Below are 25,887 nucleotides of genomic sequence, written 5' to 3' on the forward strand. Positions count from 1 at the left end.
GGTGCGGGCGCGGGCGGTGCCGGGGGTGCGGGTGACGCCGGAGGCGCGGGCGAGGCCGGAGACGGGGTGGGAGCCGGCGTCGGACTGGACGACGGTGCGGTCGGCGACGGCGTGGGGGTCGGCGACGGCGACGGGCTCGGGGTCGGTGACGCCGTGGGTGTCGGGGTCGGGGTCGGAGTAGGTGTTGGGCTCGGCGTAGGGGTGGGTGTCGGTGTGGGGGTGGGAGTCGGCGTCAGGGTGGGGGTGGGCGTCGGGGTGGGCGTCGGAGTCGGGGTGAGGGTCGGTGTCGGGCTGGGCGTGTGACTGGGAGTCGGCGTCGGACTGGGGGTCGGCTTCGGACTGGGGGTCGGCTTCGGACTCGGACTCGGACAGGGGTGCGGGTGGTGATGGTGATGATGGTGGTGATGATGCCCGCCGTGGCCGCCGTACCCGTCGCCCTCGTGGTCGTCACCGCCGTACCCGTCGCCCTCGTGGTCGTCACCGCCGTACCCGTCGCCGTCCGGCCCCTCGTCGTGCCCTTCGCTCGGCCTCCCGGACTCGCTCCGCAGACCCACCGGACGTGAGGGGGTGGGGAAGGACGCGGTGGGCGCCGGACGCGAGGGCGTGGGAAAGGACGCGGTGGGCGCCGGACGTGAAGGCGTGGGGATGGGCGCGGAGGGTGTCGGGGTGGCCTTGGGGGTGTGGCAGGGGTGGTGGCCGTGCGGGGGCTTGGGCTTGTGGTGGCCCAGCCCGGCGCCCGGGCTGACGCTGACCCCGACCTGGACGTCCACGTCCACGCCGACCGTCACCTGCCCGCCCGGCCGCACCGACATCGACACGTCGGTCTCGCTGCACACGCAGGTGTCCACCACCGGCCCGTGCGGGTGCCCGCCCGGATGCCCGGCACCGGAGGCCGTCGCGCCGGTCACCAGCGCGCAGATCGCCACCACGCCGGCCGCCGCGCCGATCAGCCGCGCCTGCCGCCCGGGGGGCGCGCCCCCGCCGCCGTCGGGCGGTATCCGGCGGATCTGCCGAAGCTGGGGCATGGGCTCCACACACCTCTCGGATCGTCCGGGGAGGACGGAACGGGCTCGGGCCGACCGGCCGCGAGGGAATGGGCAGAACGGGCAAGGTCGTCGAATGCGGTCACATTTCCGGCAGAAACCCCTTCGGGCACGACCAGAAGTGATCAGAAACGATCAGGCGGACGGCCCGCCTTCGGGGGGCGGGCCGTCCGTCATCAGGTCAAACGATCTTCGAGCCGGCCGGTTACGGTCCGCGCCCGCTGTTCCGTGCGCTCAGCTGCGGCGGTTCGCGATCTCCACGTTCTCCAGCACACCGACCGCGTCCGGCACCAGGATGGCGGTCGAGTAGTAGGCGCTGACCAGGTAGGAGATGATCGCCTTCTCGTCGATGCCCATGAAGCGGACCGACAGCGACGGCTGGTACTCGTCCGGGATGCCGGTCTGGTGCAGGCCGATGACGCCCTGGTTGTCCTCGCCGGTACGGATCACGAGGATCGAGCTGGTGTTCTCCTTGGTGATCGGGATCTTGTTGCACGGCAGGATCGGCACCCCGCGCCAGGCCGGCACCTGCTGCCCGCCGAGGTCGACATGGGCGGGGTACAGCCCGCGGGCGTTGAGTTCCCGGCCGATCGCGGCGATGGTCCGCGGGTGGGCGAGCAGGTAGTCGGGGTCACGGCGGCGGTTGAGCAGCTCGTCCAGGTCGTCCGGGGTGGGCGGGCCGGACTGGGTCTGGATCCGCTGGTCGAAGTCGGCGTTGTTGAGCAGGCCGAACTCCGGGTTGTTGACGATCTCGTGCTCCTGGCGCTCGCGCAGGGCCTCGATCGTCAGCCGCAGCTGGTGCTCGATCTGGTTCATCGGCTGGTTGTAGAGGTCCGCGACGCGGGTGTGGACCTTCAGGATGGTCTGCGCGACGCTCAGCTCGTACTCACGCGGCTTGAGCTCGTAGTCCACGAAGGCGCCGGGCAGCTCGTACTCGCCGTGGTGGCCGGCCGACATGGCGATCTCGGCCTCGCCGCGCTCGTTCTGCGCCTGGAGCGGCAGGGCGAGGAAGGCCTGGAGGTGCTCCTGGAGGCTCGGCGCGTTGTCCCGGATGGCGGCGAAGTCCGCCCGGGTCAGCGTCAGCGCGACACCGGCGGTGGCGGTCTTGGCCGTGAACTCCCAGACGGCGTCGGGGTTCAGCAGCGCGTCCTCGCCGAACCGGTCACCGTCGCCGGCCACGCCGACCACGGTGTCGTCGCCGTACTTGCCGGTGCCGATCTTGTTGATCTTGCCGTGCGCGATCAGGAAGATCCGGTCGGCGGCCTCGCCCTGGGTGGCGAGCACCTCACCGGGGCCGAAGTCCCGCTGCTGGCAGCGGTCGGCCAGAGCGGTGAGGACGTCCTCCTCCTCGTAGCCGCGCAGCAGGGCCAGCTCACCGAGCTCGGCCGGGATCACCCGGACCTGCGAGCCGGTCTTGATGAACTCCACGACGCCGTTGCCGACGGCGTAGGTGAGCCGGCGGTTGACGCGGTAGGCGCCACCGGCCGCCTGCACCCAGGGAAGCACCTTGAGCAGCCAGCGGGAGGTGATCTCCTGCATCTGCGGTGCGGACTTGGTCGTGGTGGCAAGGTTCCGGGCAGCGGCCGTCGCAAGGCTCTGCTGCTTGACCTGCTCTGTCTCCGGGCTCGTGTCCACGGGCATCGGCAGGACTCTCCATTCCTGTGGTCGGGTCACACACCCGGGGGCACACCGGCCGCCCTGGCGCATGCCGTGACGGATCATCAGATCCGATTACTGGTGGGGGCGTTGGCGAAATCAAGCGAAGAAGCGGCCGCCGTCTCCCGGCGACCCACCCGGAACCCTAGATCACCAAGGCCTCGCCGGGCCCGCACGGAGGCCGACTACCCCCCGATAGGGTGAATCTCGCCCAGTCCGCTTCCACCGCGCCGAGGACTGGAGGAACAATCGTTCGCCACTGCGATCCCCGTGCTGCCCAAGGCCTCCCACCCTGGCCACGGCCCTGCCGGAGCGCCCGGGAAGCCGCCGCCCGGCGTCAACCCGGCGCACACGCCCCGGCGGTTCGCGCCGGTGCCGGCCGTGTCGCCCGTGGTGCCCGTGCCGCCCGCGGCCGAGCGGTCGGCCACGGCCGCGCGAAGGGCCCGTCAGGTGCCGGCACGGGGGAAGCCGGCACCTGACGGGGGATCGGGGGCACGGACGTCGTCGGCCTCGCCGCCCCGAGGAGCGTAGGCGCCGCTCCCCCGGGGATCACCCTCCTCGGCCCCGGTCCGTACCGACGCTGGAGCGGCCTGCGGACACCGGGCACCCGGTGGTCGCGTTCCGGCCGCGCGGGCGCGCCCGGAGGCCTATCCTTCGCCGCCCTCCCGCGCCTCCCCCGCCGCGCTCGCCGCCCGCGCAGCCTTCAGCCGCACGGCGGCAGGATGTCGCAGAGCGCGGCGAGCGCCGCCTGGTAGGCGTGGTCCGGCGGGGTGGCGTAGCCGACCACCAGCCCGTCGGCGGCGGGCATCAGCTCCTCGCCGATCGCCGGGTGCCGGTAGTCGGCGAGCCCCTCGACGGCCAGGCCCCGGTACGCGGCGGCCTTGAGCACCGAGCGCTCGGTGCCCGGCTCCAGGCGCAGCACCGCGTGCAGTCCGGCCGCGATGCCGGACACCTCGACGTGCGGGGCGCGGGCGGCGAGCGCGGCCACCAGCCGGTCGCGGCGGTCCCGGTACTGGCGGCGCATCCGGCGCACGTGCCGGTCGTAGCCGCCGGAGTCGATGAACTCGGCGAGCGTGAGCTGGTCCAGGGCGCTGGCCCAGCCCTCGCGTTCGCCCTTGGCGGCGAGCACCCGGTCCACCAGGTGGTCCGGCAGCACCATCCAGCCGAGCCGCAGCGCGGGGCTCAGGCTCTTGCTGGTGCTGCCGAGGTAGACCACCCGCTCGGGGTCGAGCCCCTGGAGGGCGCCGACCGGCTGGCGGTCGTAGCGGAACTCCCCGTCGTAGTCGTCCTCCAGGACCAGCCCGCCGCGTCCGCGCGCCCAGTCGACCACGGCGGCGCGGCGGCCCGGGTGCAGCGGACCGCCGGTCGGGAACTGGTGAGCGGGGGTGAGCAGGGCCGTCCTGACGTCCCGGTGCCGCGCCAACTCTCCCGTCCGGGCACCCCGTTCGTCGATCGGCAGCGGCACGGTGGCGACGCCGGCGGCGGCCAGCAGCCCGAGCGAGCAGAGGGTGCCGCCCGCCAGGACGGCGGCGCTGCCGGCCAGCGTCCAGGCGGCGGCCCGCGGCGGCAGCGCATCGGCGAGTCGGCGGGCCAGGGGGACGGCCAGGAAGGGCAGCAGCAGCGGGACCCAGACGGCGAGCATCATCGGCCGGTCGCTCCCCCCGGAATGCCCGCACCCGGCGTGCCCGGCGCGTCCGCCTCCGGGTTGCTGTCGCCGAGCAGTTCGCGCAGCAGCTGCTCGTCCTCGGTGGAGAGGTCGGAGACGAAGCGGGCCAGCACGGTGGAGCGGTCGGCCTCGCGGCCGAGCTCGGTGTGCATCCGGCGGGCGGCGAGGCCGGCGGTGTCCTGGACGGTCGGGGTGTAGGCGTAGGCGCGGCCGGCCCGGGTGCGCTCGACCGTCCCCTTGTCGAAGAGCCGGGCCAGGATCGTCGCGATGGTGGTGCGGGCGAGGTCCCCGCCGAGCGCGGCCTGGACGTCCTGCGGCGTCATCGGCTGCCGGGCCGACCAGAGGGCGGCCAGGACCTCGGCCTCCAGCTCCCCGGCGGGCCGGCGGGCGGACGGTACGTCGGGCATGGCGGCGCTTCCTCCAGGTTTCGTCTACAGTCATGTAGACCGTCTACGTCAATGTAGACGGTCGGGGTGGTTCCCGTGCGGGCCGCCCTCCAACGTACGGGAGGTTCGCCGGCCTTGCTCCAGTTCCCCGTCGATCCGGCCGTTCACCTCGCGGTGAACCCGCTGGACGCGTCCTCACTGCTCGCCGCGTTCGGCGCGCTCGGCATCGCCGTGGTGCTGTTCGCCGAGACCGGTCTGCTGGTGGGCTTCTTCCTGCCCGGCGACTCGCTGCTGTTCACCGCCGGGCTGCTCTGCGTGCCCGGCGCCACCGGCGGCCCGCGGCTGGAGCTGTGGCAGGTGCTCCCCGCCGCCCTGGTGGGCGCGCTCGGCGGGGCCCAGGTCGGCTACCTGATCGGCCGGCGCGGCGGCCGGGCGCTGCTGCGGCGCAGCAGGCGCAGGAGCCTGCTGGACGGCGTGGCGCGGGCCGAGGAGCTGCTGACCAGGTACGGCCACGGCAAGGCGATCGTGCTCGCCCGGTTCATCCCGGTGGTCCGTACGGTGCTGAATCCGCTCTGCGGCGTACTGGAAGTGCCGGTCCGCTCGTTCACCCTCTGGCAGGTGGCCGGAGGCACGCTCTGGACGGTCGGCGTGGTGCTCGCCGGGTACGCGCTTGGTTCGTCCGTCCCCGGTATCGACCAGTACCTGCTGCCGATCATTGGTCTGGTAGTAGTTGTCTCCGTGTTCCCCATTGTTCTCGAACTGTTCCGCGCCCGTAAGGCGCGACGTCACGGAGGTGACGCTTGATGCCCTCCAGGGCGCTCGCCGTGTACGACGGCAGCGGTATCGACGGCGGCCTGTACACCCGGGTCAACGAGTGGGCGCAGTCGGCGCCGCACTGGCTGGACGAGCTGATCAAGGTCTGGTCCGCGCTGGGCCTCGGACTGTTCGCGGTCTTCATGCTCTACGCCTGGTGGCGGGCGCGCGGCGCGGACTCGGCGGTGATGGCCAGGGTGCTGGCCTCGCCGGTGATCGTGGTCGTCGCGTACGGCCTCAACTCGGTGCTCAAGAGCGCGGTCGAGGAACTCAGGCCGTGCGCCCAGATCCCCGGCAGCGTCGCGCTGGAGACCTGTCCCGGCGCCGGGGACTGGTCCTTCCCGAGCAACCACTCGGTGATCGCCTTCGCCGCCGCGGCCTCGCTCTGGTTCGTCGACCGCCGGCTCGGCTGGGTGGCCGGCCTCTTCGCCGTGCTGATGGCCGCCTCCCGGGTCTGGGTCGGCGTGCACTACCCGCACGACGTGGCGGTGGGCGCGCTGGTCGGGCTGCTGGTCGCGGTGGTGCTGGCGCCGCTCGCCGGGCGCTGCGGGCCGTTGGTGGACCGGATGCGGGCGGGTGCGCTGCGGCCGCTGCTCGGTCCCGGGGAAGTGCCGCTGGTCGGGCACGGTCACTCGGTGTACGGGGTGCAGCGGCACTGAGCCGGGCCGCGGCCGCGGTCCCGAAGTCGTCGCCATTCCGTAGTCCGCCCGGCCCTTGTCCGGTTTCGGACGGCGGGTGGAGCATGTGAGCCGGGCGTGGAGCCTCCCGAGGGGGGCGCCCGCCCGGCTCAGTCGTGCTCGGGCGCGCGGGCGCCGGGCGTGCCAGCGGAGGGAGTGCCGAATGCCGTACCGACTCGACATCACGCAGGGGGACTGGCCGGGCGACCTGCTGAACAAGGGGGTCGAGGGGCTGCTGGCGGAGGCCATGGTGCTCACCCTCGCCACCGCGGGCCACGAACACGGGCCGCACGCCAACCTGGCCTTCTTCGCCTACGACGACGACCTCGTCCTCTACTTCGTCAGCGAGCGCTCCACCCGGCACAGCCACCACCTGGCCGAGGAGGCCAGGGCCGCCGCCACGGTCTTCCTGCCGCCGCCGGTCTTCGGTGAGCAGTTGCGCGGCCTCCAGCTGACCGGCGGCGCGGGCGAGGCCTGGGGGCGGCAGGCCGAGGCGGCGCTGGCGGCGTACCGGGGCCGGTACCCGGCCTTCGCGCAGGACGAGGAGACCAGGCGGCAGTTCCTCACCGGGGGCGGGGCGGCGGCGCTCTACCGCTTCCAGGTGGAGGAGCTGACGGCGGTGGACGAGCCGAACTTCGGGCGGCGCAACTACCTGCGGGCGCGGGTGGTCCGCTCGTGACCGGCCGCTCGTAGCCGGCCGTTCCTGTTAGGCCGCTTCCGTTCGGCTGAGACCGGCCGGCCGTGATGGCTGAGTGGGTTGTCTGTACAACTTTTCAGGCGATTCATCTGCGGGACGGCATCCCGACGCCCCTCGGACACCTGGCCGCATCAGCCTGGCCGCATGAGAGTCATCGTCGTAGGAGCGGGCGTGCTGGGCACCATGCACGCCTGGCAGGCAGTCGAACGCGGCCACGAGGTCGTCCACCTGGAGCGCGAGACCGAGGCGCGCGGCGCCTCGGTGCGCAACTTCGGCCTGGTCTGGGTCAGCGGCCGGGCGCAGGGCGAGGAACTCGACACCGCGCTGCGTGCCCGCGAACTGTGGGAGTCCATCGGCGCCCGCGTCCCCGACCTCGGCTTCCGGGCCAACGGATCGCTCACCGCGATCCGCACCGAGGCCGAACTCGCCGTCGCCGAGCAGGCCCTGGCCCTGCCCGACGCCGCCGCCCGCGGCTACCGGCTGCTCGACCCCGAGGAGACCCGCGCCGCCAACCCGGCCCTGCGCGGCAAGCTGCTCGGCGCCCTGTGGTGCGAGCGCGACGCCGCCGTCGAGCCGCGCACCGCCCAGCCCGCGCTGCGCGGGTACCTGGAGTCCACCGGCCGGTACACCTTCCTGCCAGGACGCGAGGTGCGCGAGGTCGTCGGCGAGAACGCCGTCCGCGACGACCACGGCGACGTCCACACCGGTGACCTGGTGGTCCTCTGCACCGGCGCCTGGCTCGGCGGCCTGGTCCGCGAACTCGCCCCCGCCCTGCCGGTCCGCCGGGTCCGGCTCCAGATGATGCAGACCGACCCGCTCGGCGAGACCCTCACCACCTCCGTCGCCGACGGCGACAGCTTCCGCTACTACCCCGCCTTCGCCGGCACCGCCCTGGACCGGCTGCGCGAGACCCAGCCGCAGCCGCCGGTCGCCGCCGAGCACAGGATGCAGCTGCTGATGGTCCAGCGCCGCGACGGCGGACTGACCATCGGCGACACCCACGAGTACGACCAGCCCTTCGGCTTCGACGTGGTCGAGGACCCGTACGACCACCTGGTGGGCGTCGTCGAGGAGCTGCTCGGCCGCCCGATGCCGAGGATCCGCCGCCGCTGGGCCGGGGTGTACGCGCAGTGCGTCGACTCCACCCGCGTCGTCCACCGCGAGCGCGTGCGCGACGGCGTCTGGCTGGTCACCGGGCCGGGCGGCCGCGGCATGACCTGCTCGCCCGCCATCGCCGAGACCACCGCCGAACTCGCCAACCTGTAAGGAACGTTGCTGTGACTACCGACATCCGTCTGGTCGTGCTCGACATGGCCGGCACCACCGTGGCCGACGACGGCCTGGTCGAGCAGGCCTTCACCGCGGCCGCCGCGAAGCTCGGCGTCGAGGCCGGCAGCCCGGAGTTCGACCCGATGCTGGCCCACGTCCGGGCCACCATGGGCGAGTCCAAGATCTCCGTCTTCCGGCACCTGTTCGGCGAGGAGGAGAAGGCCCGGCTGGCCAACGCCGCCTTCGAGGCCGCCTACGACGACCTGGTCGGCGCCGGCCACTGCGCCGCCCTGCCCGGCGCCGCCGAGGCCATCGCCGAACTGCGCGGCCAGGGCCGCAAGGTGGTCCTCACCACCGGCTTCTCCCGGGCCACCCAGGACCGCATCCTGGACGCCCTCGGCTGGCAGTCCGTCGCCGACCTCACCCTCTGCCCCGCCGAGGCCGGCCGCGGCCGCCCGTACCCCGACATGGTGCTCGCCGCGCTGCTGCGCACCGGCACCGACTCGGTCCGGCAGATCGCGGTGGCCGGGGACACCGGCTACGACATGCTGACCGGCACCAGGGCCGGCGCCTCGATCGTCGCCGGCGTCCTCACCGGCGCCCACGAGGAGGCCAGGCTGCGGGCCGACGGCGCCACCCACGTGCTCGGCTCGATCGCCGAACTGCCCGCCCTGCTGGGCTGATCGGGCACCCCGCACCGGGCGGGCGTCGTGGGACGCCCGCCCGTTCCGCGGCGGTCGGCGGTCGGCGGTCGGCGGCTGACGGCGGCTGGCAGCCGGCCGGCGGGCTCAGGCGGGCGACGGCCCGGTCCTGCGGACGGACCAGAGCACCGTGCCGTCGATCAGGACGTTGCAGCCGAGGAACAGCAGCAGGGCGGCGGGGGAGTCGGCCTCACCGGGCAGCTTGGGGGCGACCCGCCCGGCCGGATCCATCCGGACGGTGACGACGTCACCGCGCCCGAACCGTCGGGAGTCCTCCGCGAGGGGGCCGCCGGGCACCGCGTCGGCCGACCCCGCCGAGGCCAGGGTGTACACCCGCCCCGAGTCGTGCAGCACATTGGTGACCTCCTCGCCGACGACCACGGCCTGCACCGTCCGCCCCGAGCCCAGGATCAGGTTCGCCCAGGCCTCGGTGCCCGCCAGGTAGGCGACGAAGCCGACGGCGGAGACGCCCAGACCCCAGGCGACCGCGTTCTTCCGGAACCGGGGGTTGCCGCCGGTGTCGGGACGCACGGCGAACGCGTACAGCACGATCAGGGGGTAGACCAGCCCCACCACGCCGGCGAGGAACCCGTTGACGTGGACGTCCAGCGCGATGACGCCGACGAGCACCGCGGTGGAGACGGCGATGAGGGCCAGGGCCCCGCCGAGCCGGCGGAGCCCGCTCCGGGTGCCCTCGTCGGACCGGGGGGTGGTCATCCGAAGGCCTTCCGGATGTTGTCCTGCCGCTCGGGCGGCAGGGCGTTGCGCGTCTCGTCGAGCGGTGGGTAGAAGGAGATCCCGCCGATGGCGGCGCCCACCAGGACCGACCAGTCGTCCCAGTGATCCAGGTGCTGGGTGGTGAAGACGACGGCGAGCACGTGGGGGCTCCACGGGTGCGCGAACAGGGCCTCCAGCTGGCGGACGGTCGCGATGCCCGATCCCGGCAGGCCGTAGGCCGTCCCGGACACGGGCACGGCCAGGTCGCGGACGGTCACGGCGGCCCGGCCGAGCGGGAAGTCGAGGACGTCGACGTCGGCGTCCGGCCACGCGGCCGAGAGCTCGGCGGCGACGCGCTGGGGGTAGCTGCCGGGGGCGCCCTGCTCCTGCTCGCGCAGGAACAGGCTGAACATGCCCTGGACGATCCCGCCCTCCTCGGTTTCCACCAGGCAGGTGGAGACTTGGACCGCGCCCTCGCGCAGCTGCGCCTGGAGGGCGAGCTCGGCGGAGACGGCGATGCCGAGCTTCTGCTCCGGACCGGCGTCGGTGAGCGCGTCGAGTCCGTCCACGATCCGGCTCATCCGGTCGCCCGGGTCCTCGGCCAGGTCGATGCCGGTGAACCCCTCGGGCAGGGAGAGCCAGAGCGACGGGGCGGTCGTGTCAGTCATGTCCCACTCCCCAGACGCCGGTGACGATCGCGCTGCCGCCGCCGAGCAGCGCGGGCAGGATCCGGCCCTTGCCGCTGCCGCCGATGGCGCCGCCGGCACCGTTGAGCGCGGTTCCGCCGCCCGTGGTGTAGTTCACCCCGGCGGTCAGCCCCGGGCTCGGGTTGTCGGTGAAGAGGCCGGCGGCGGTGGGGGCCGTCAGCGCGAGGCCGCTCGCCCCCTGCACGCCGTCGGAGACGTTCATCGCGGCGGCCTTGGAGAGCCCGAGCTTCATGGCGGGCTTCTCGATCGCGGTGGTGAAGACCGGGTTGGCCGGGTCGATCGCCCTGGCGGCGGTGCGGACCTCCTTGGCCGTGGCGCTCACGGCCTTGACCCCGCCTTCGGCGGCGCGGGCACCCCTGAACGCGGTGACCCCGCCCTTGACGAGGGCTCCTCCGGGGAGCGCCCCGAGGAGGTCGCCGGCCAGGGTGAGGTCGTTGCCGAGGTTCGCCATGCTGGTCGGCAGCAGCCCCTTGATGCCGTACTGCTTCGCGTGCCAGCCCGCGGCGCCGACGCTCAGCAGGATCGCCGGCAGCGCGAACGCCGGGCAGAAGATGGCCGCGACACCGCAGATGCCGGAGGCCACCGTCAGCAGGTCCCCGCCGTGCTTGCCGAACCAGTCGCCGACCTTGCTGAGCCAGCCGGGCTCCGGCGGGGCCTTGCTGTCGGCGGCCTTGCGGACGGCCTCGGCCGTCTTGTGGGCGTCGGACTTGTGGGTCCCGGCGAGCTCGTGGGCCTGCTTCCGCAGGCCGGCCAGCTCGTCGGTGGCGCTGGTGAGCAGGTCGGCGGCCGAGTCCAGGTGGCCCTTCGCCGTGGTGTAGCGCTGCTCGGCGGCGGCGAGGCTCGCGTCGTCGGGGTAGGAGCGGCCGGCCAGCTGGAGGTCGGGGGCGGCGGCCGCGGTGCTGTGGGCGCGGTCCGCCTCGTCCTTCCGCTTCTTCGCGGCGACCGCGGAGGCGGCCAACTCGGCGGCCTTGGGCTGGTGTTCGGTGAGCGCCTTGTACCAGACGTCGAGCGCCGTGTAGGCGGCGGTGATCGAGTCGGAGGCGTCCTGGAGGTAGCCGGGCAGCTTGCCGAACCGGGTGGCGAACTGCTTGGCCGCGTCGCCCGTCCACTCGCCCTGGTCGGCGGAGAGCTGGGCGAGCGTGGTGTGCACGCCGGTCAGGTGCTGGCCCACCCGGCGCAGGCCGTTGCTGAGCGCGGTGACGGCGGCGGAGTCGCCGGGCGTGGGGTCGAAGCCGAGGCCGGAGAAGTCGGGTGCCGGCGGTGTCGGGGCGCTCACGACCGTCCCGCCGGGGCCAGGACCTTGACGATGCTCTGCTCGGTGCCGTCGTAGTTCTGCCGCACCTGCTCCAGGCCCTCGTCCAGGACCGTGACGCACTCGCGGACCTTCTTCAGGCCGAACTGCCACGTGTCCCTGAAGTGCCCGCAGGCCTCGTCCAGGAAGTCGAAGCCGGTCCCGGTGTGGCCGGCGGCCTCGAACGCCTTGAGCCCCTGTTCGAGTTCGTCACCACAACCCTTGAGGTCCTGGGCCAACTTGGCGAGGAATTCGGTACTGACCTTGAAGTCGGCCACTTTCGCCCCCGATGCGTCGATTGTCGGACCGGGCGAGCATAGCCCCGGCCGGGACGCCGGTGATCAGTGCCGCCGGGGCCGGGGGCGGATGTTCGCGGGACCTTCACGGGCCGTCGACGCGGTCTTGACGCCGGCGGCCCGGCTCCGGGTGCAACACGTACGAGTGGACCTCAACGGCGCCAGAAGCCACGCTTCTTGGGGGTGACGAGCTGCACCACGGCCGCGACGAACAGTTCGGCGACGGGGGAGGGCCCCGGCCCGTGGTTGAGGTGGTTCCCGGTGGTCCACTCGCCGAGGACGGTGCCGGGGCTGCCGTCGAAGGGGCTGAGCGCGTGTTCCAGGGTCACGTAGCGGACGGCCTTGGCGCCCTTGGGGTGTACGGCGGCTACGAAGTGGGCCTCGGTGGCGCCGGCCGGGGCGGGCAGGGTGACCAGCAGCATGTGGTGGCCGTCGACCGACAGGTGGCGGCAGTCGAGGCCGTGGCCGGACAGGCGGTCCCCGGGCGGCAGGGTGGCGCCCAGGTCGTCCCAGATCTGGGTGACGACGGGCAGCAGGCTGCCGCCGTCCGGGGTCGGGGTGGCCACGCGCGGGCCGAACTCCAGCACCTGGCGGGCGAGCTCGCGGTGGACGAAGCGGTAGTGATGGGGCCGGGGGTCCGTCATGGGGGACACGGTAGCGAAGGCCACGGGCGGCACGACCGGGAGGTCGGCGCCGCCGACTTCCTTTCACCACCGGCGAGTTGGGGCGATCGGCCGGAGCCGGGCGATCGGCTCGGGACGGTCGGCGACAGCCGGCCGGGGCGGCCGTGTCCCGCAGGACGCGAGTCCGGTTCGTCGACCGGGGCAACCTGCGGCCGGATATCCGAAACGGCGCGGAAACAAAAGCGCCCAGGTATTGCCAGTGTTCGCCGGTAACTCCTAAAGTCGCACCCATGGCAGCTGGAGAGTTCCTGGCTGCTCGCCGCCACGTCGATTTCGGACGGCTCGCGAGCGCCCTCTGTACGGCCGCTCCGGCGTGAGCCGACGGCGGTCCCCGGTCGGGTGGACGGGGGCCGGCCGCGGCGCGTCGGACCTTCTCGGGGTGGCTCGCACCCGCACTGTTCGTGCAGGTCGATGAGGTTCCCCGGTTCCTTCACAACGGATCCCCGGTCAGTCGCCATGCCCGTGAATGCTGTCCGGGGTGCGGGCGTGGACGTTCTGCGGGCCGGTGGGCCGCTTCCCCGTGAATGATTCCGGTGCGGTCGGCGGGATTTTCCCGAACGGCCGCGGATGGAATCACGGAAAAGCATGGAGGGAATTCAGTGGAAGAGATCAGTGATTCGAGGACGAATGGTTCGCCCGGGGTCGGGCGACGCGGTTTCCTCGCCGGCGCCGCGGCCGTGGCGGCCGCCGCCGCCACCCCGACGGTGCTTCAGGCGGCCGCGAGCCCGGCCGCGGCGGCCGGCGCCGCCCGGCCCAACATCCTGCTGATCGTCACCGACGACCAGCCCAAGCACACCGAGTGGGCCACCCCGCAGACTGCCGCCTGGCTCACCGGGCACGGCGTCCGCTTCACCAACGGCCATGTCACCACGCCGCTCTGCGCGCCCTCGCGGTCCTCGGTGTTCTCCGGCCGCCACGCCCACAACCACGGCGTGCGCAACAACGGCGCCTCGCACAGCCTGGACCAGCACACCACCGTCCAGCGCTACCTGCGGCAGGCCGGCTACCGCACCGGGCTCTTCGGCAAGTACCTCAACTCCTGGACGCTCGCGGACAATCCGCCGCACTTCGAGGAGTGGGCGCTGCTCAAGCCCGGGTACGACAACGCCGACTGGAACATCAACGGCACCGTGCAGACCCTCACCGGCTACACCACCGACATCATCAGGAACCGCACCCTGGCGTTCCTCGACAAGGCCGCCACCGACCCCCGCCCCTGGTTCGCCTACGTCACCCCGTACGCCTCGCACGAACCCAACGTCCCCGCCGCCCGGTACGCGGACACCGTCGTCCCGCCGTGGAACGGGCGGCCCTCGGTGCCCGAAGGCGACCGCAGCGACAAGCCCGCCTACATCCGGAACGCCACTGCCACCCTGGCCGACGCCCAAGCGGTGCGCACCCGCCAACTGCGCACCCTGCTCTCCGTCGACGACGCGGTACAGGCGGTCCACGACAAGCTGGCCGCGCTCGGCCAGCTCGACAACACCCTCGTCGTCTACCTCGGCGACAACGGCTACACCTGGGCCGACCACGGCTGGCTCAAGAAGTCCGTGCCTTACTCCCCGGCCCACGAGGTGCCGTTCTACCTGTCCTGGCCGGCCGGCGGGCTCGGCGCGGGCACGGTCGACGACCGGATCGTCGCCAACATCGACGTCGCCCCGACCATCCTCGCCGCCGCCGGGATCACGCCCGACACCCCGCAGGACGGCCACTCGCTGCTCACCGCCCACAGCCGGGACCACCTGCTGGTGGAGTGGTGGAAGCAGGGCACGGCGGCGGGCGGCCCGCCCACCTGGTCCTCGTACGTGGCCAAGGGCCGGCAGTACACCGAGTACTACGCGCTGCACACCGACGCCGACGGCGCGGTGTCCGGGACGGGCGAGGTGAAGTTCCGCGAGTACTACGACCTTTCGGCCGACCCGTACCAGCTGACCAACCTGCTCCACCAGGCCACGCCGCAGGAGGAGCAGGCGCTCGACATCCCGGCACTGGCGGCGCAGCTGGCCGCCGACCGGGCGGCCTGACCGACCCGCCGACCGACGGCCCGGGGGCGGTGGCACACGGCCGCCCCCGCCCCCGGGCCCGGGACCTTCCGGAGGAAACCCTGTGCCGACCACCCCCGACGGCTGCTGCACTCCAGGACGAGGAACGGAGCGGCCCGTCGCGCCCGTCGCACTGCTGCCCGCCGCACCGCGGGGGGCCCGGGTGGCGCGGCAGCTGACCGAACTGCCGGGCGGACGCTTCCTGATGGGCACGGACGACCGCGACGGCTACCCGGCCGACGGCGAAGGGCCGGTCCGCGCCGTCGAGTTGAGCCCGTTCCGGATCGCGCCGGCCGCGGTGACCAACGCCGCCTTCGCGACCTTCGTCAAGGACACCGGCTACCGCACCGGGGCCGAGGCGTTCGGCTTCTCGTACGTTTTCGAAGGCTTCCTGTCGCCACAACTCGCGGCCACCGCGGAGGCGGTGGCCGAGGTGCCGTGGTGGCGGGCGGTCCCGGGGGCCACCTGGCGGGCACCGGAGGGGCCGGGCTCCACGGTCACCACCCGCCAGAACCACCCCGTCGTCCACGTCTCCTGGAGTGACGCGCGGGCGTACTGCGCCTGGTCCGGCACCCGGCTGCCCACCGAGGCCGAGTGGGAGTACGCGGCCAGGGGCGGCCTGGAGCAGGCCCGCTACCCGTGGGGCGACGACCTCACCCCGGGCGGGCGGCACCGGTGCAACACCTGGCAGGGAGTCTTCCCCGCGCTGAACACGGCCGCCGACGGTCACCGGGCCACGGCCCCGGTGACCGCCTTCCGCCCCAACGGCTTCGGGCTGTACAACACCGTCGGCAACGTGTGGGAATGGTGCGCCGACTGGTTCAGCCCCGACCACCACCGCCACGCCGGCGCCCCGCGCCGCGACCCCCTCGGCCCGCCGGGCGGCGTGGCGCGGGTGATGCGGGGCGGCTCCCACCTGTGCCACGCGTCCTACTGCAACCGCTACCGGGTGGCGGCGCGCAGCTCCAACACCCCGGACAGCTCGGCCGGCAACATCGGATTCCGGGTGGCGGCCGACTGACGGGCGCTCACTCCCGCGGGGCGACGGGCTCGCCGAGGGCGTTGGCGATCGCCTGCTGGAGGGCGTACCGGTTGTCCAGGTGGCGGGCCCGTTCCCGGGCCGGCCCCGCCGCGGAGCGTCAGTGGGATGCCCCGTGCAGCCGACCGGGTCAGTGGCCGCTCCTGAGGTTGAGCACGACCACCCCGACGATCACCAGCGCGATCCCCAGCCACTGGAGCCGCCCGAGCGACTCGCCGAAGGCGACCACGCCGATCCCGGCGACCGCCGCGGTGCCGGCCCCGGACCAGACCGCGTACGCCACCGAGACCGGTATGTGCTTGAGCGCGCGGCCGAGCAGCAGGAAGGAGAGCGCGTAGCCGAGGCCGACGCCGAGGCTCGGCCAGAGCCGGGAGAACCCCTCGGTGAGCTTGAGGCAGCTGGTGGCGCAGACCTCGCTGACGATGGCGAGGGTGAGCAGCAGATAGGGCATGTCAGGGTCGAACCGCGCCGGCGGCGGCGAGCTTCCCGAGCAGGGCGAGGTCGGCCTGCTCCAGGCTGGCGAGCAGGGTGATCCGCTCGCCCTCGGGCATCGGCACCGGGGTGGACGGCACGGCGAGCACGGCGCAGCCGGCCGCGGTGGCGGAGGCGACCCCGGTCGGGGTGTCCTCGACGGCGAGGCAGACGGCCGGGTCCAGGCCGAGCCGCTCGGCGGCGGCCAGGTACGGGTCGGGGGCGGGCTTGGTGCGCGCGGTGTCCTCGGCGGCCAGGGTGACGGCGAACCAGTCCCGGCCGATGGCGGACAGCACCAGGTCCACCACCCGGCGCGGGGAGGCGGAGACCAGTGCGGTGGGCACCCGGGCGTCGCGCAGCGAGGCCAGCAGGGCGAGCGCGCCGGGGCGCGGCACCGTCTCGGCGGCGACCTTGCCGGCGAAGGACTCGCCCAGCCGGGCGGCGAGTTCGGCCTCGCCGAGGCTGGTGCCGCTGACCCTGTGCAGATGGGCGGCGGTGTGTTCGACGGCCTGGCCGAGCACCTCGGGGGCGTCCTGGTCGGTGAGCGGGCGGTTCAGCTCCTCGGCGAGCTCGGCGGCGGTCTGCCACCACAGCTGCTCGGTGTCGACCAGGGTGCCGTCCATGTCGAACAGGACGGCGGCGGGCCGGGCGGGGGATGCGGGCATGGCGGTGTCAGGCATGGCGGTACCTTCGGTGGTTCTTCGGCGCTTCCACGGGCGGAGCGGGGAGGTACGAGGCTCTCAGGCCGCGCGGCGGTCCACCAGTACCGGGCGGTCCGGCAGGGTGAGCGCGGCCCGCGCGCCGGCCGGCAGCGTGGCGGCGGCCTCGGTGGGCAGGTCGGCCTTGACCTCGGTGCCGTCCGCCAGGCGCACGGTGAGCCGGGTGACGGCGCCCAGGAAGGAGGCGGTGACGACGATCGCGGGGCCGTCCTCGTCCGGGGCCAGGATGGCGTTCTCCGGGCGGACCAGCACCTGGAGTTCGCCGTCGGCCGGGACCTCGCCGTCCACCGCGTGGCGGCGGCCGAGCACCTCGACGCCGTCCGGGGTGCGGGTGCACGGGATGCGGCTCATGGTGCCGACGAACTCGGCGACGAAGGCGGTGGCCGGCCGGCCGTACAGCTCGGACGGGGTGGCGCACTGCTCCAGCCGGCCGGCGCGCAGCACCGCGACCCGGTCGGCCATCGACAGTGCCTCCTCCTGGTCGTGGGTGACGAACAGGGTGGTGATGCCCAGCTCCTGCTGGAGGCGGCGGATCTCCTCGCGCAGCTGGAGGCGGACCTTGGCGTCCAGCGCGGACAGCGGCTCGTCCAGCAGCAGGACGCGCGGCTGGAGGGCCAGCGCGCGGGCGAGCGCGATGCGCTGCTGCTGGCCGCCGGACATCTGGTGCGGGTAGTGCTCGGCGCGCTGCGGCAGGCCGACCAGCTCCAGCAGCTCCTGGGCCCGCTTGCGGCGCTCGGCCTTGCCGGCGCCGCGCATCCGCAGCCCGAAGGCGACGTTGTCCAGCGCGGTCAGGTGCGGGAAGAGGCTGTAGGACTGGAAGACCATGCCGGCGTCGCGCTTGTGCGCCGGGATCGCGGTGATGTCCCGGCCGTCGACCAGCACCTCGCCGGAGTCGTGCTGCTCGAAGCCGGCCAGGATGCGCAGCGCGGTGGTCTTGCCGCAGCCGGACGGGCCGAGCAGGGCGAGCAGTTCGCCCGGCCGGACGGTCAGGTCCAGGCCGTCGAGGGCGGTGGTGGTGCCGAACGCGCGGCGCAGGGAGCGGAACTCGACGGTGGCGCTGCCGGGGGAGAGCGGGACGCCGGTGGCGATGGCGGTGGCCGTGGTCATGATGGGTGACTCCGGGTGGGGTTCAGGAGGTGGCGGTCTTGGTGCGGCGCTCGCGCCCGGCGGTGGCCAGCAGGAGCAGCAGCAGCCAGGTGAGCAGCAGGCTCAGGATGGAGACCGCGACCGACATGTGGGCCTGGCTGTTGCCGACCGAGTAGATCCAGACCGGGAAGGGCTGGAAGCCGAGGATCGAGGCGGCGGTGAACTCGCCGAGCACCAGGGCCAGGGTGAGGAAGGAGGCGTTCAGCAGGGCGCCGCGCAGGTTGGGCAGGACGACGGTGAACACCGCGCGCGGCCAGCTCGCGCCGCAGTTGCGGGCGGCCTCGACCAGGGTGCGCACGTCGATCGAGCGCAGGCCGGCGTCCAGGGCGCGGTAGGCGAGCGGCAGGGCCATCAGCACGTAGGCGATGACCAGCACCAGCGGGAAGTCGGGGTCCTGGATGAACACGAAGGTCTGGAAGAACGGGGTGTCCATCAGGTAGTCCGGGCCCCACTTGAGCACGCCGATCAGGCCGGCGGTCAGGGCGACCGGCGGGACGACCAGCGGCAGGGTGCAGAGCACGTCGATGACCGGGCGCAGCTTCGGCGAGCCGAGCCGGACGGCGATCAGCGCCGGGACGAGCAGGAGCAGCAGCACCACGACGGTGACGAGGGCGAGGCCGAGGGTCAGCCAGAGGCTGTCCAGGAAGCCGGGGGCGGAGAGCAGCCCGGTGTAGGCCGCGAAGGAGATGCCCTGGGGGTCGTCGATGGAGAACCAGAAGGAGGCCGCGAGCGGGACGACGAAGTAGACACCGGCGAGCAGCAGCACGGCACCGCGCCACCAGCGCACGGTGCGGCGGCCGGGACGGGCGGGGGTGGTCAGCTGAGCCATCGGGCGCTCCGGCGCTGGAGGGGGAGGTACACGGCCATCACCAGGACGGCCACGACGATCATGTTGAGGCTGAGGGCGAGGGCGAGGTTGCCCTGGCCGACCAGCACGTTGCCGGAGAGCGCGTCCGCGATCGAGCGGCTGACCAGCGGGACGGTCGCGCCGACCATGGCGGCGGCCGTCGCGTAGGCGGCGAAGGCGCTGCCGAACAGCAGCACGAAGCCGCCGAGCAGGGAGGGCAGCAGGATCGGCAGGGCGACGTGCCGCCAGTACTGGACGGTGGTGGCGCGGTTGTTCTGGGCCGCCTCGCGCCACTGGGTCCGCAGACCGTCCAGGGCCGGGGTGATGGTGAGCACCATCAGCGGGATGAGGAAGTACAGGTACACGATCGTCAGACCGGTGAACGAGTACAGCGACCAGCCGTGGTCGGTGAGGTGCAGCAGCTTGGTGATCTCGCCGGCGTTGCCGAGGGTGGCGACGAACGCGAAGGCGAGCGGCAGGCCGCCGAAGTTGGCGAGCACGCCGGAGGCGGTGAGCACCGCCTGGCGCAGCCAGCCGTGCCGGGAGGTGACGACGGCCTGGGCGAGCGGAAGTCCGAGCGCGGTGGCGAGCAGCGCGGTCAGCGCGGAGAGCTTGAGGCTGCTCAGCATGGCGGTCAGGTAGCCGCCCTGGACGGAGTCCGCCAGGTTGTCGAGGGTGAACTGCCCGGCGCCGGTCTCCGCGTCGCTGGAGGTGGTGAAGGCGCCGATCACGATGGCGACGGTCGGAAGTCCGAAGCCGATCAGGAAGAACAGCAGCAGCGGCACGGCGGCCAGCCAGGACGCGCCGCCGAGGCGGGCGAACCGCCGTCGGCGCGGGGCGGGAGCGGTGGTGGTGCTGATGGGGGAGGTCGTGGCGGTGGCGGACGCCCCCGCGCCGCCACCGGGGGAGGTGGCGGCGGGGGTGGTCGGCACCGGGGTGGGAGCCGTGGTCATGAGTGCCTTTTCTCAGCCCGAGGTTCGGTGCGTGGCGGGGTGGTCAGCCCGCGATGGCCTTGGTCCAGTTCTCGGTGACGACCTTCTTGGCCGCGTTGATCTGGTCCACGGTGGGGAAGGTGGTGAACGGCTTCTCGACGGTCGGCAGCTTCGCGGCGCCGGCGGTGTCCAGGGTGCCGTCCTTCTTCAGGGCCTCGAAGGTGGACGGAGTGGCGTAGCCGCCGAGGAAGAGGTTCTGGCCCTCGGTGCTGAACAGGTACTCCTGCCACAGGCGGGCGGCCGCCGGGTGCGGGGCCCACTTGTTGATGCCCTGGTTGTAGAACTGGGCGTAGGAGCCGTCGGTGGGGATGGAGACCTTCCAGTCGACGCCCTTCTCCTTGAACTCGTCGGTGTAGCCGGCGTTCAGGTAGGACCAGTCGATCGAGATCGGGGTCTCGCCCTTCTCGACGGTGGCCGGGGTCGACTCGACCGGGTTGAAGTTGCCGGACTGCTTCAGCTTGCCGAAGAAGTCGATGCCGGGCTGGATGTTGTCCAGCGAACCGCCGTTGGCGAGCGCGGCCGCGTAGACGCCGCCGAAGGCGGAGCCGGACTTGGTCGGGTTGCCGTTGAGGGCGACCTGGCCCTTGTACTCCGGCTTGAGGAGGTCGGCGAAGGTCTTCGGGCAGTTGGCGATCTTCTTGGCGTCGCAGCCGATCGAGACGTAGCCGCCGTAGTCGTTGACGGCGGCGCCGTTCGCGTCCTTCATGGTGTCCGGCACCTTGTCGAAGGTGGCCACCTTGTAGGGGGCGAGGATGCCGTCCTTGACCGCCTGGAGGGCGAAGGCGCTGCCCAGGTCGACCACGTCGGGGGCGCGGTCCTGGCCCTTGCGGGAGTTGATCGCGTTGATCTCGTCCTGGCTGGAGCCGTCCGGGTTCTCCTCCTCGACCTCGATGCCGTACTTGGCCTTGAAGCTGTCGATGATCTTGCCGTAGTTCGCCCAGTCCCGGGGCAGCGTGATGACGTGCAGCTTGCCCTCCTTCTTGGCGGCGGCGACCAGGCCGTCCATGCCGCCGAAGTCGGCGGCGGAGACGGCCGTCTTGGCGTCCTTGCCGCCGTCCTTGGCGGCGTCGCCGGACTTGGCGCTCGAACCGGCGGAGCCGCAGGCGGTGAGGGAGAGCGCGGCGGCGGTCAGTACGGCCGCGAAGGCGGCGGCGCGGGCGCGGTGCACGGTCACGGGGAAGTCTCCTGTTGGGGGGCGTACTGCGAGGGGCGTTCGCGGGATGGTCCGCGGGCTGGCGTCTCGCGAAGACGGTGGTCCTGCCGGGGTGAGCGGCCGTTCGACGTCGTCCGAGTTGACTAGCCAACTTTGCTGACAGCAGTAAGTACGCCGGAGCCCGGTGACGGGAAGGTGAACGGACGGCCCGGAACCGGGGTCGGCTGCGGGAACGGTGGAATCAGGCCATCGGAGCGTGATCCGTTCGGTGCGATGCTTCGAAGGCGCAGCGGGATAAGGTCGGGCTGTCCGCGCCGGTACGGCTGCGCAGGACACCGCCCCAGGAGGGAACTTGACTGACGTGGCAACTGAGCCCCAGCGCCCCGAGGCCGAGGGGCGCCCGGCGGCCGGAGACCACCCGGCCACCGGGGAACGCCCGGCCGAGCGCCCCGGCGCGCTGTACCGGAAGGTGGCCGCCGACCTGCGGGAGGCGATCACCACCGGCGCGTTCGGCGAGGCCGGCCGGCTGCCCGCCGAGGGCGCGCTGGCCGAGCAGTACGGCGTCTCCCGCGGCACCGTCCGCCAGGCGCTCGCGGTGCTGCGCTCCGACGGGCTGGTCACCTCCCGCCGCGGCACCCGCCGGGTGGTGCTCGGCGGCGCCCGGGTGCAGAGCTTCTCCGAACTGCTCAGCTTCACGCACTGGGCGTACTCGATGGGCGAGGAGCCCGGCGGCATCCTGGACTCCCTGGTGCGCCGCCCCGCCGACGCCGCCGAGCGCGAGCAACTGCGCCTGGAGCCGGGCGCCGAGGTGTACGTCATCGTCCGGCTGCGGACGCTGTCCGGCGCGCCGGTGATGGTCGAGCGCACCGTCTACCCGCCGAGGGTCGGCGAGATCGTCGCCGAGCTGCCGCCGGACGTGGTCTCGCACACCGAGGTGCTGCGCGAGCACGGCATCCTGTTCACCGACGCCGACCACACCATCGACGTCGTCGCGGCCAACGCCGAGGACGCCCGGCTGCTCGGCTGCCGCCGGGGCGGTCCGCTGCTGCGCGAGCGGCGCCGCACCACCGACCCGACGGGCACGCCGGTGGAGTGGTCCCAGGACCGCTACCTGCCGGGGACGGTGGCGTTCAGCGTGCACAACTCCCTGGCCACCTCGGCGCTTTCGCGGCACGCGCGGGAGCTGGACTGAGCCCGGGCCCGACCGGACGGGCGGGCCGGCCCGCCCTGCCCGACCCGCCTGCCCCGCCCGACCCGCCCGCCCTGCCCCGCTACCGCATGAGCGCGGCGAGCAGCGGGCGGTAGTGCGCGAAGCCCGGCACCGGCGCGCCGGCCGCCTTCGCCTGCTCGTCCCAGCGCCGCACCGCCACCGCGTCCCGGGCGCCCGGGAGTTCGGCGAAGGCGGCGGCCTGGCGCTCGTCCATCGGGCCGCCCTGGACGTTCAGCGTGTACTCGGAGGCGGTGGAGAGCTTCTCCCGGTATCCGGGCTCGACCGCGCACAGGTAGCGCTTGGCGGCCACGTGCAGCCGGACCGGCTCGGTGACCTCGGGGTCGAACCAGCGGGCCAGCCAGTCGGCCCCCGAGTCGCTGTGCCGGTTGTCCTGACCCTTCATCAAATCCTGTCCGTGCTGCGACTCCTGGCCGTGCGCGTCGAAGAAGTGCCCGATGTCGTGCAGCAGTGCGGCGGCGACCAGGTGGTCCGGCGCCCCCGCGGCCTCCGCGGCAGCGGCGGCCTGGAGCATGTGCTCGGCCATGGTGACCTCCTCGCCCAGGTACTCCCCGGCGCCCTCGCCCGCGAACAGGGCGGCGATCGCGTCCAGCGCGGCGGCGCGGCGGCGCAGCACGGCGAGGGTGCTGTTCAGTCCGTCCACGTCGGCGTAGCAGCCCTGGAGATGGCGGTGGCCGTCCTGCTGGAAGGCCGTACGGGCGTGCAGCAGACGGGTGTTGTCGAAGATCAGGCAGTCGCCGGGGGCGAGCCGGAAGGTGAGCTGGAGCTCGGGGCGCAGGGTGATCGCGGCGAAGCGGCGGTAGGCGGTGTAGAAGGCGTCCAGGCCCTCGCCCCGCAGGGTGCCGATCGACCGGTTGTTGAACCTGACCTCGCGGATCCTCCCGTCGGCGCCCACGTCGATCAGCGGGCGGTCGGCGCGCAGTTCGGTGCGGTGGTCGCGGAACACGAACGGGACGGGCGTGCGGGTGAGCGTCCCGAAGTCGTCCGGCGCCTCCTCGCGCAGCAGGGCCGCCGCCTTGAACCCGTCCACCAGGCCGGAGTCGCCGCCGGTCGCCGAGTTCTCCAGGCAGTGCAGCAACTGGAGCGTCGGCACCGGGTCCCGGTACGGGTTGTCGCTGTGCGGGGCGATGGCGGCGCTGGTGAAGGCCAGGTTGTTCGGGTCCGGCTCGACCCGGACGTCGAACAGCTCCCCGTAGTTGGTGACCCGGACGTACCCGAAGCTCTCCGCCACCCGCAGCACCTGCCGCTCCAGCACCGGTACTCCGCGCAGCACCGCGAAGCCGTCGCTCCGTACCGCGGCCAGCACGGCGGCCTGCTCGGCCGGGTCGGTCAGGTAGGCCTCCCAGCGGGCCTCCGGGATGCCGGGCGCGAAGTCCGCGGCCGTCCAGAGCCGCTTGTCCCGCTCGGTGCGCCCGTCGCCCCCGTCCGCCTCGTCGAGCCACTCCAGCGGGTAGCGGGAGCGGTGCCCGTCCGACCAGAGCACCTCCAGGTGCCCGTCGGCCTCGGTGCTCGTCGCGATCGCGAGCCCCTGCGGCAGGTCGCCGATCTGGAACAGCTTCTGTCCGTTGCGCGGGTCCCGGCACTCGGCGCACGGGCAGTTGTCGCGCAGCCAGTACGGCGGCAGCTCGGTCATCGGTCTCCTCCTCGGCAGGACTACGGGTGTCGTATCGGCTGAAGTTGTATAGCCAACTTCACTCCGTGGTCTGGAGCCTGCCTGCCCCCGGTGAGTTCCGCGTGCCGGGCAGGTGAACGCTGCGGGAACTGTGCCGGGAGGTCGCACCCGACGGGCTGTTCGAGTGAGGGGGAGCGGGGTGCGGGGTGTCCCGGGGCGGGGAGGCGGTGGGGCTGCGGCACTGTCGGAGGAATTCCTCCTGCTTCGAGAGGTGATCGGCCATGGCCCACTCCTCCTCCGATCCGCCGGCCTCGGGGCGCACCGGGCTGCGGCGCGAAGTCGGCGTCGTCGGACTGCTCTGGGCCTCGGTCGGGGCGATCATCGGCTCCGGCTGGCTGTTCGGGGCGCAGAAGGCGGTGGTGGCGGCCGGGCCGGCGGCGCTGCTGTCCTGGGGCATCGGCGCGGTGGCGATCATCCTGCTGGCGCTGGTGCACGCCGAGCTGGGCGGGCTGTTCCCGGTGGCCGGCGGCACGGCGCGCTACCCGCACTACGCCTTCGGCGGGTTCGCCGGGATGTCCTTCGGCTGGTTCACCTGGCTCCAGGCCGCGACCATCGCGCCGATCGAGGTGCAGGCGATGATCAACTACGCCCGGCACTGGACCTGGGCGCGCGGCCTGCTGCACGACGACCTGACCCTCACCGGGCTCGGCTTCGTGGTCGCGGCCCTCCTGCTCGGGGTGTTCGTCGCGGTCAACTTCCTCGGCGTCCGGCTGCTCGCGCACACCAACAGCGCGGCCACCGTGTGGAAGGTCGCCATCCCGGTGCTGACGATCTTCGCACTCGGCCTCACCGAGTTCCACGCCTCCAACTTCGACGTGCACGGCTTCGCGCCGGACGGCGCCAAGGGCGTGCTCACGGCGATCAGCAGCAGCGGGGTGATCTTCGCGCTGCTCGGCTTCGAGCAGGCCATCCAGTGGGCCGGGGAGAGCCGCAACCCGCGCCGGGACATCCCGCGCGCGGTGCTCGGCTCGGTCGTGGTCGGCACCATCGTCTACGTGATGCTCCAGGTGGTGTTCATCGGCGCGCTGCCGCCGGAGACCTTCGCCCAGGGCTGGAGCACCCTCGACTACCCGGGGATCAGCGGGCCGTTCGCCGGCCTCGCGACCCTGATCGGCCTCGGCTGGCTGGCCACCGTGCTGTTCGTCGACGCGGTGATCTCACCGGCCGGCACCGGGCTGGTCTACATCACCTCCAGCTCCCGGGTCACCTACGGCCTGAGCCGCAACGGCTACGCGCCGCCGGCCCTGCAGTCCACCGACAAGCGCGCGGTGCCCTGGCTCGGCCTGCTCATCGCCTGGGCGGCCGGGGTGATCTGCTTCCTGCCCTTCCCGAGCTGGCAGCGGCTGGTCGGGTTCATCACCTCGGCGGTGGTGCTGATGTACGCGGGCGCGCCGCTGGCCTTCGGGGTGCTGCGCAAGCGGCTGCCGGGGATGGAGCGCTCGTACCACCTGCCCGGCGGCGCGGTGGTCTCGCCGCTGGCCTTCGTGGTGGCCGGCCTGGTCATCTACTGGTCCGGCTGGGACACTCTGTGGCGGCTGGGCCTGGCGATCGTGACCGGCTACCTGCTGCTCGGCGGGTACTCCTGGTACGCGCGCTCGAAGGGGGTGCCGAACGCGCCCCGGATGGACTTCAGGGCCGGGCAGTGGCTGCCGGTCTACCTGGTCGGCATGGGCCTGATCTCCTGGCAGGGCACCTTCGGGGTGGGCGCGCGGGGGAACCTGCCGCTGTGGTGGGACATCGCCGTCGTGGTGGTGTTCTCGCTGGTCGTCTACTACTGGGCGCTGGCGATCGCGCTGCCGGCGGAGGAGATCGAGCGGAACATCCGGGGCGTCGAGGTGGTGGACGTCAACGGGCACTGAGTCCGGGTACGGCGGCGGCCCCCGCAGGACGTCCTGCGGAGGCCGCCGCCGTGTGCGGGCGGGGCGCTCAGGCCGCGACGGCCGCGCTCCAGGCGGCCTCGGCGGCGGCCAGGGCGG

General features: G+C 73.2%; 25 protein-coding genes and 1 pseudogene. 11 read left to right on the forward strand and 15 right to left on the reverse strand.

The window, feature by feature from the left end; translation table 11 throughout:
- Nucleotides 1–303 (forward strand): hypothetical protein (locus tag BU198_RS42785; protein ID WP_223245202.1); only part of this gene is annotated, 303 nt, incomplete at its 5' end.
- A gap of 83 nt (nucleotides 304–386) precedes the next feature.
- Nucleotides 387–563: a hypothetical protein gene (locus BU198_RS31030; RefSeq protein ID WP_188300180.1), complete on the forward strand. Its 177-nt coding sequence runs from the start codon at nucleotides 387–389 to the stop codon at nucleotides 561–563.
- 714 nt (nucleotides 564–1,277) lie between these two features.
- On the opposite strand, the gene BU198_RS31035 is transcribed toward BU198_RS31030, so the two are convergent.
- The 3 genes and pseudogenes from BU198_RS31035 to BU198_RS42795 form a co-directional block, all read right to left on the reverse strand.
- The gene (locus BU198_RS31035) at nucleotides 1,278–2,684 is read right to left on the reverse strand and encodes a family 2B encapsulin nanocompartment shell protein (protein ID WP_188300181.1); all 1,407 of its coding nucleotides are present in this window, start codon (nucleotides 2,682–2,684) and stop codon (nucleotides 1,278–1,280) included.
- A gap of 718 nt (nucleotides 2,685–3,402) precedes the next feature.
- Nucleotides 3,403–4,242 (reverse strand): annotated as a pseudogene (locus BU198_RS42790) (PLP-dependent aminotransferase family protein); the annotation flags it as partial.
- Nucleotides 4,243–4,340: 98 nt separating this feature from the next.
- On the reverse strand, nucleotides 4,341–4,772 hold the full coding sequence (locus BU198_RS42795; protein ID WP_223245196.1) for a BlaI/MecI/CopY family transcriptional regulator: 432 nt from the start codon (nucleotides 4,770–4,772) through the stop codon (nucleotides 4,341–4,343).
- Between the two features lie 114 nt (nucleotides 4,773–4,886).
- Between BU198_RS42795 and BU198_RS31045 the strand changes: the two genes are divergently transcribed.
- From BU198_RS31045 to BU198_RS31065, 5 genes are all read left to right on the forward strand, one after another.
- Nucleotides 4,887–5,555, forward strand: coding sequence for a DedA family protein (locus BU198_RS31045; protein ID WP_188300183.1), 669 nt, complete (start codon nucleotides 4,887–4,889; stop codon nucleotides 5,553–5,555).
- Nucleotides 5,555–6,223: a phosphatase PAP2 family protein gene (locus BU198_RS31050; protein WP_188300184.1), complete on the forward strand. Its 669-nt coding sequence runs from the start codon at nucleotides 5,555–5,557 to the stop codon at nucleotides 6,221–6,223. Before BU198_RS31045 ends, BU198_RS31050 begins: the two co-directional genes overlap by 1 nt.
- Before the next feature lie 181 nt (nucleotides 6,224–6,404).
- A complete protein-coding gene (locus BU198_RS31055; RefSeq protein WP_188300185.1) occupies nucleotides 6,405–6,920 on the forward strand; it encodes a pyridoxamine 5'-phosphate oxidase family protein in 516 nt (171 codons plus the stop codon).
- Nucleotides 6,921–7,082: 162 nt separating this feature from the next.
- The gene (locus BU198_RS31060; protein ID WP_188300186.1) at nucleotides 7,083–8,204 is read left to right on the forward strand and encodes a TIGR03364 family FAD-dependent oxidoreductase; all 1,122 of its coding nucleotides are present in this window, start codon (nucleotides 7,083–7,085) and stop codon (nucleotides 8,202–8,204) included.
- Nucleotides 8,205–8,215: 11 nt separating this feature from the next.
- Entirely contained in the window at nucleotides 8,216–8,890 is a 675-nt protein-coding gene (locus BU198_RS31065; protein ID WP_317620395.1) for a phosphonatase-like hydrolase, read from the forward strand.
- A 105-nt stretch (nucleotides 8,891–8,995) separates the two neighbouring features.
- Here BU198_RS31065 and BU198_RS31070 read toward each other — a convergent pair whose 3' ends face one another.
- From BU198_RS31070 to BU198_RS31090, 5 genes are all read right to left on the reverse strand, one after another.
- Nucleotides 8,996–9,625: a hypothetical protein gene (locus BU198_RS31070; protein ID WP_188300187.1), complete on the reverse strand. Its 630-nt coding sequence runs from the start codon at nucleotides 9,623–9,625 to the stop codon at nucleotides 8,996–8,998.
- The gene (locus tag BU198_RS31075; protein WP_188300188.1) at nucleotides 9,622–10,293 is read right to left on the reverse strand and encodes a hypothetical protein; all 672 of its coding nucleotides are present in this window, start codon (nucleotides 10,291–10,293) and stop codon (nucleotides 9,622–9,624) included. Before BU198_RS31075 ends, BU198_RS31070 begins: the two co-directional genes overlap by 4 nt.
- A complete protein-coding gene (locus BU198_RS31080; RefSeq protein WP_188300189.1) occupies nucleotides 10,286–11,608 on the reverse strand; it encodes a putative T7SS-secreted protein in 1,323 nt (440 codons plus the stop codon). Before BU198_RS31080 ends, BU198_RS31075 begins: the two co-directional genes overlap by 8 nt.
- Nucleotides 11,605–11,901, reverse strand: a complete 297-nt coding sequence (locus BU198_RS31085) for a hypothetical protein (protein ID WP_188300190.1) — start codon at nucleotides 11,899–11,901, stop codon at nucleotides 11,605–11,607. The genes BU198_RS31080 and BU198_RS31085 overlap by 4 nt, the downstream gene beginning before the upstream one ends.
- 170 nt (nucleotides 11,902–12,071) lie before the next feature.
- Nucleotides 12,072–12,563 carry a hypothetical protein gene (locus BU198_RS31090; protein WP_188300191.1) on the reverse strand — a complete coding sequence of 164 codons (492 nt, stop codon included), beginning with the start codon at nucleotides 12,561–12,563 and terminating at the stop codon, nucleotides 12,072–12,074.
- A 638-nt stretch (nucleotides 12,564–13,201) separates the two neighbouring features.
- On the opposite strand from BU198_RS31090, the gene BU198_RS31095 reads away from it, so the two are divergent.
- Nucleotides 13,202–14,626 (forward strand): sulfatase, encoded by a 1,425-nt coding sequence (locus tag BU198_RS31095; RefSeq protein ID WP_317620396.1) that lies wholly within the window; start codon nucleotides 13,202–13,204, stop codon nucleotides 14,624–14,626.
- An 82-nt stretch (nucleotides 14,627–14,708) separates the two neighbouring features.
- On the forward strand, nucleotides 14,709–15,665 hold the full coding sequence (locus BU198_RS31100) for a formylglycine-generating enzyme family protein (protein WP_411293251.1): 957 nt from the start codon (nucleotides 14,709–14,711) through the stop codon (nucleotides 15,663–15,665).
- 148 nt (nucleotides 15,666–15,813) lie between these two features.
- Here BU198_RS31100 and BU198_RS31105 read toward each other — a convergent pair whose 3' ends face one another.
- From BU198_RS31105 to BU198_RS31130, 6 genes are read right to left on the reverse strand one after another with little or no spacing between them, the layout of a single operon-like run.
- Nucleotides 15,814–16,134: a DMT family transporter gene (locus tag BU198_RS31105; protein ID WP_188300193.1), complete on the reverse strand. Its 321-nt coding sequence runs from the start codon at nucleotides 16,132–16,134 to the stop codon at nucleotides 15,814–15,816.
- A 1-nt stretch (nucleotide 16,135) separates the two neighbouring features.
- Nucleotides 16,136–16,834, reverse strand: coding sequence for an HAD family hydrolase (locus BU198_RS31110; protein ID WP_223245197.1), 699 nt, complete (start codon nucleotides 16,832–16,834; stop codon nucleotides 16,136–16,138).
- Nucleotides 16,835–16,894: 60 nt separating this feature from the next.
- Nucleotides 16,895–17,980, reverse strand: coding sequence for an ABC transporter ATP-binding protein (locus tag BU198_RS31115; RefSeq protein WP_188300194.1), 1,086 nt, complete (start codon nucleotides 17,978–17,980; stop codon nucleotides 16,895–16,897).
- 22 nt (nucleotides 17,981–18,002) lie between these two features.
- Complete coding sequence (locus BU198_RS31120) at nucleotides 18,003–18,848, reverse strand: ABC transporter permease (protein ID WP_188300195.1); 846 nt, start codon at nucleotides 18,846–18,848, stop codon at nucleotides 18,003–18,005.
- Nucleotides 18,836–19,819, reverse strand: coding sequence for an ABC transporter permease (locus BU198_RS31125; protein WP_188300196.1), 984 nt, complete (start codon nucleotides 19,817–19,819; stop codon nucleotides 18,836–18,838). Before BU198_RS31125 ends, BU198_RS31120 begins: the two co-directional genes overlap by 13 nt.
- A 43-nt stretch (nucleotides 19,820–19,862) precedes the next feature.
- Nucleotides 19,863–21,032, reverse strand: a complete 1,170-nt coding sequence (locus BU198_RS31130) for an ABC transporter substrate-binding protein (protein ID WP_188300197.1) — start codon at nucleotides 21,030–21,032, stop codon at nucleotides 19,863–19,865.
- Between the two features lie 436 nt (nucleotides 21,033–21,468).
- Here BU198_RS31130 and BU198_RS31135 point away from each other — a divergent pair, with 436 nt between their 5' ends.
- Entirely contained in the window at nucleotides 21,469–22,203 is a 735-nt protein-coding gene (locus BU198_RS31135; protein WP_188300203.1) for a GntR family transcriptional regulator, read from the forward strand.
- A 79-nt stretch (nucleotides 22,204–22,282) separates the two neighbouring features.
- Here BU198_RS31135 and BU198_RS43520 read toward each other — a convergent pair whose 3' ends face one another.
- Nucleotides 22,283–23,872: a phosphonate degradation HD-domain oxygenase gene (locus tag BU198_RS43520; protein ID WP_188300198.1), complete on the reverse strand. Its 1,590-nt coding sequence runs from the start codon at nucleotides 23,870–23,872 to the stop codon at nucleotides 22,283–22,285.
- Nucleotides 23,873–24,132: 260 nt separating this feature from the next.
- Between BU198_RS43520 and BU198_RS31145 the strand changes: the two genes are divergently transcribed.
- Nucleotides 24,133–25,770 (forward strand): APC family permease, encoded by a 1,638-nt coding sequence (locus BU198_RS31145; protein ID WP_188300199.1) that lies wholly within the window; start codon nucleotides 24,133–24,135, stop codon nucleotides 25,768–25,770.
- Nucleotides 25,771–25,887: the final 117 nt, after the last annotated feature.

Origin of the sequence: Streptomyces sp. CBMA156, assembly GCF_014596515.1 — a bacterium.
GTDB lineage: Bacteria > Actinomycetota > Actinomycetes > Streptomycetales > Streptomycetaceae > Kitasatospora.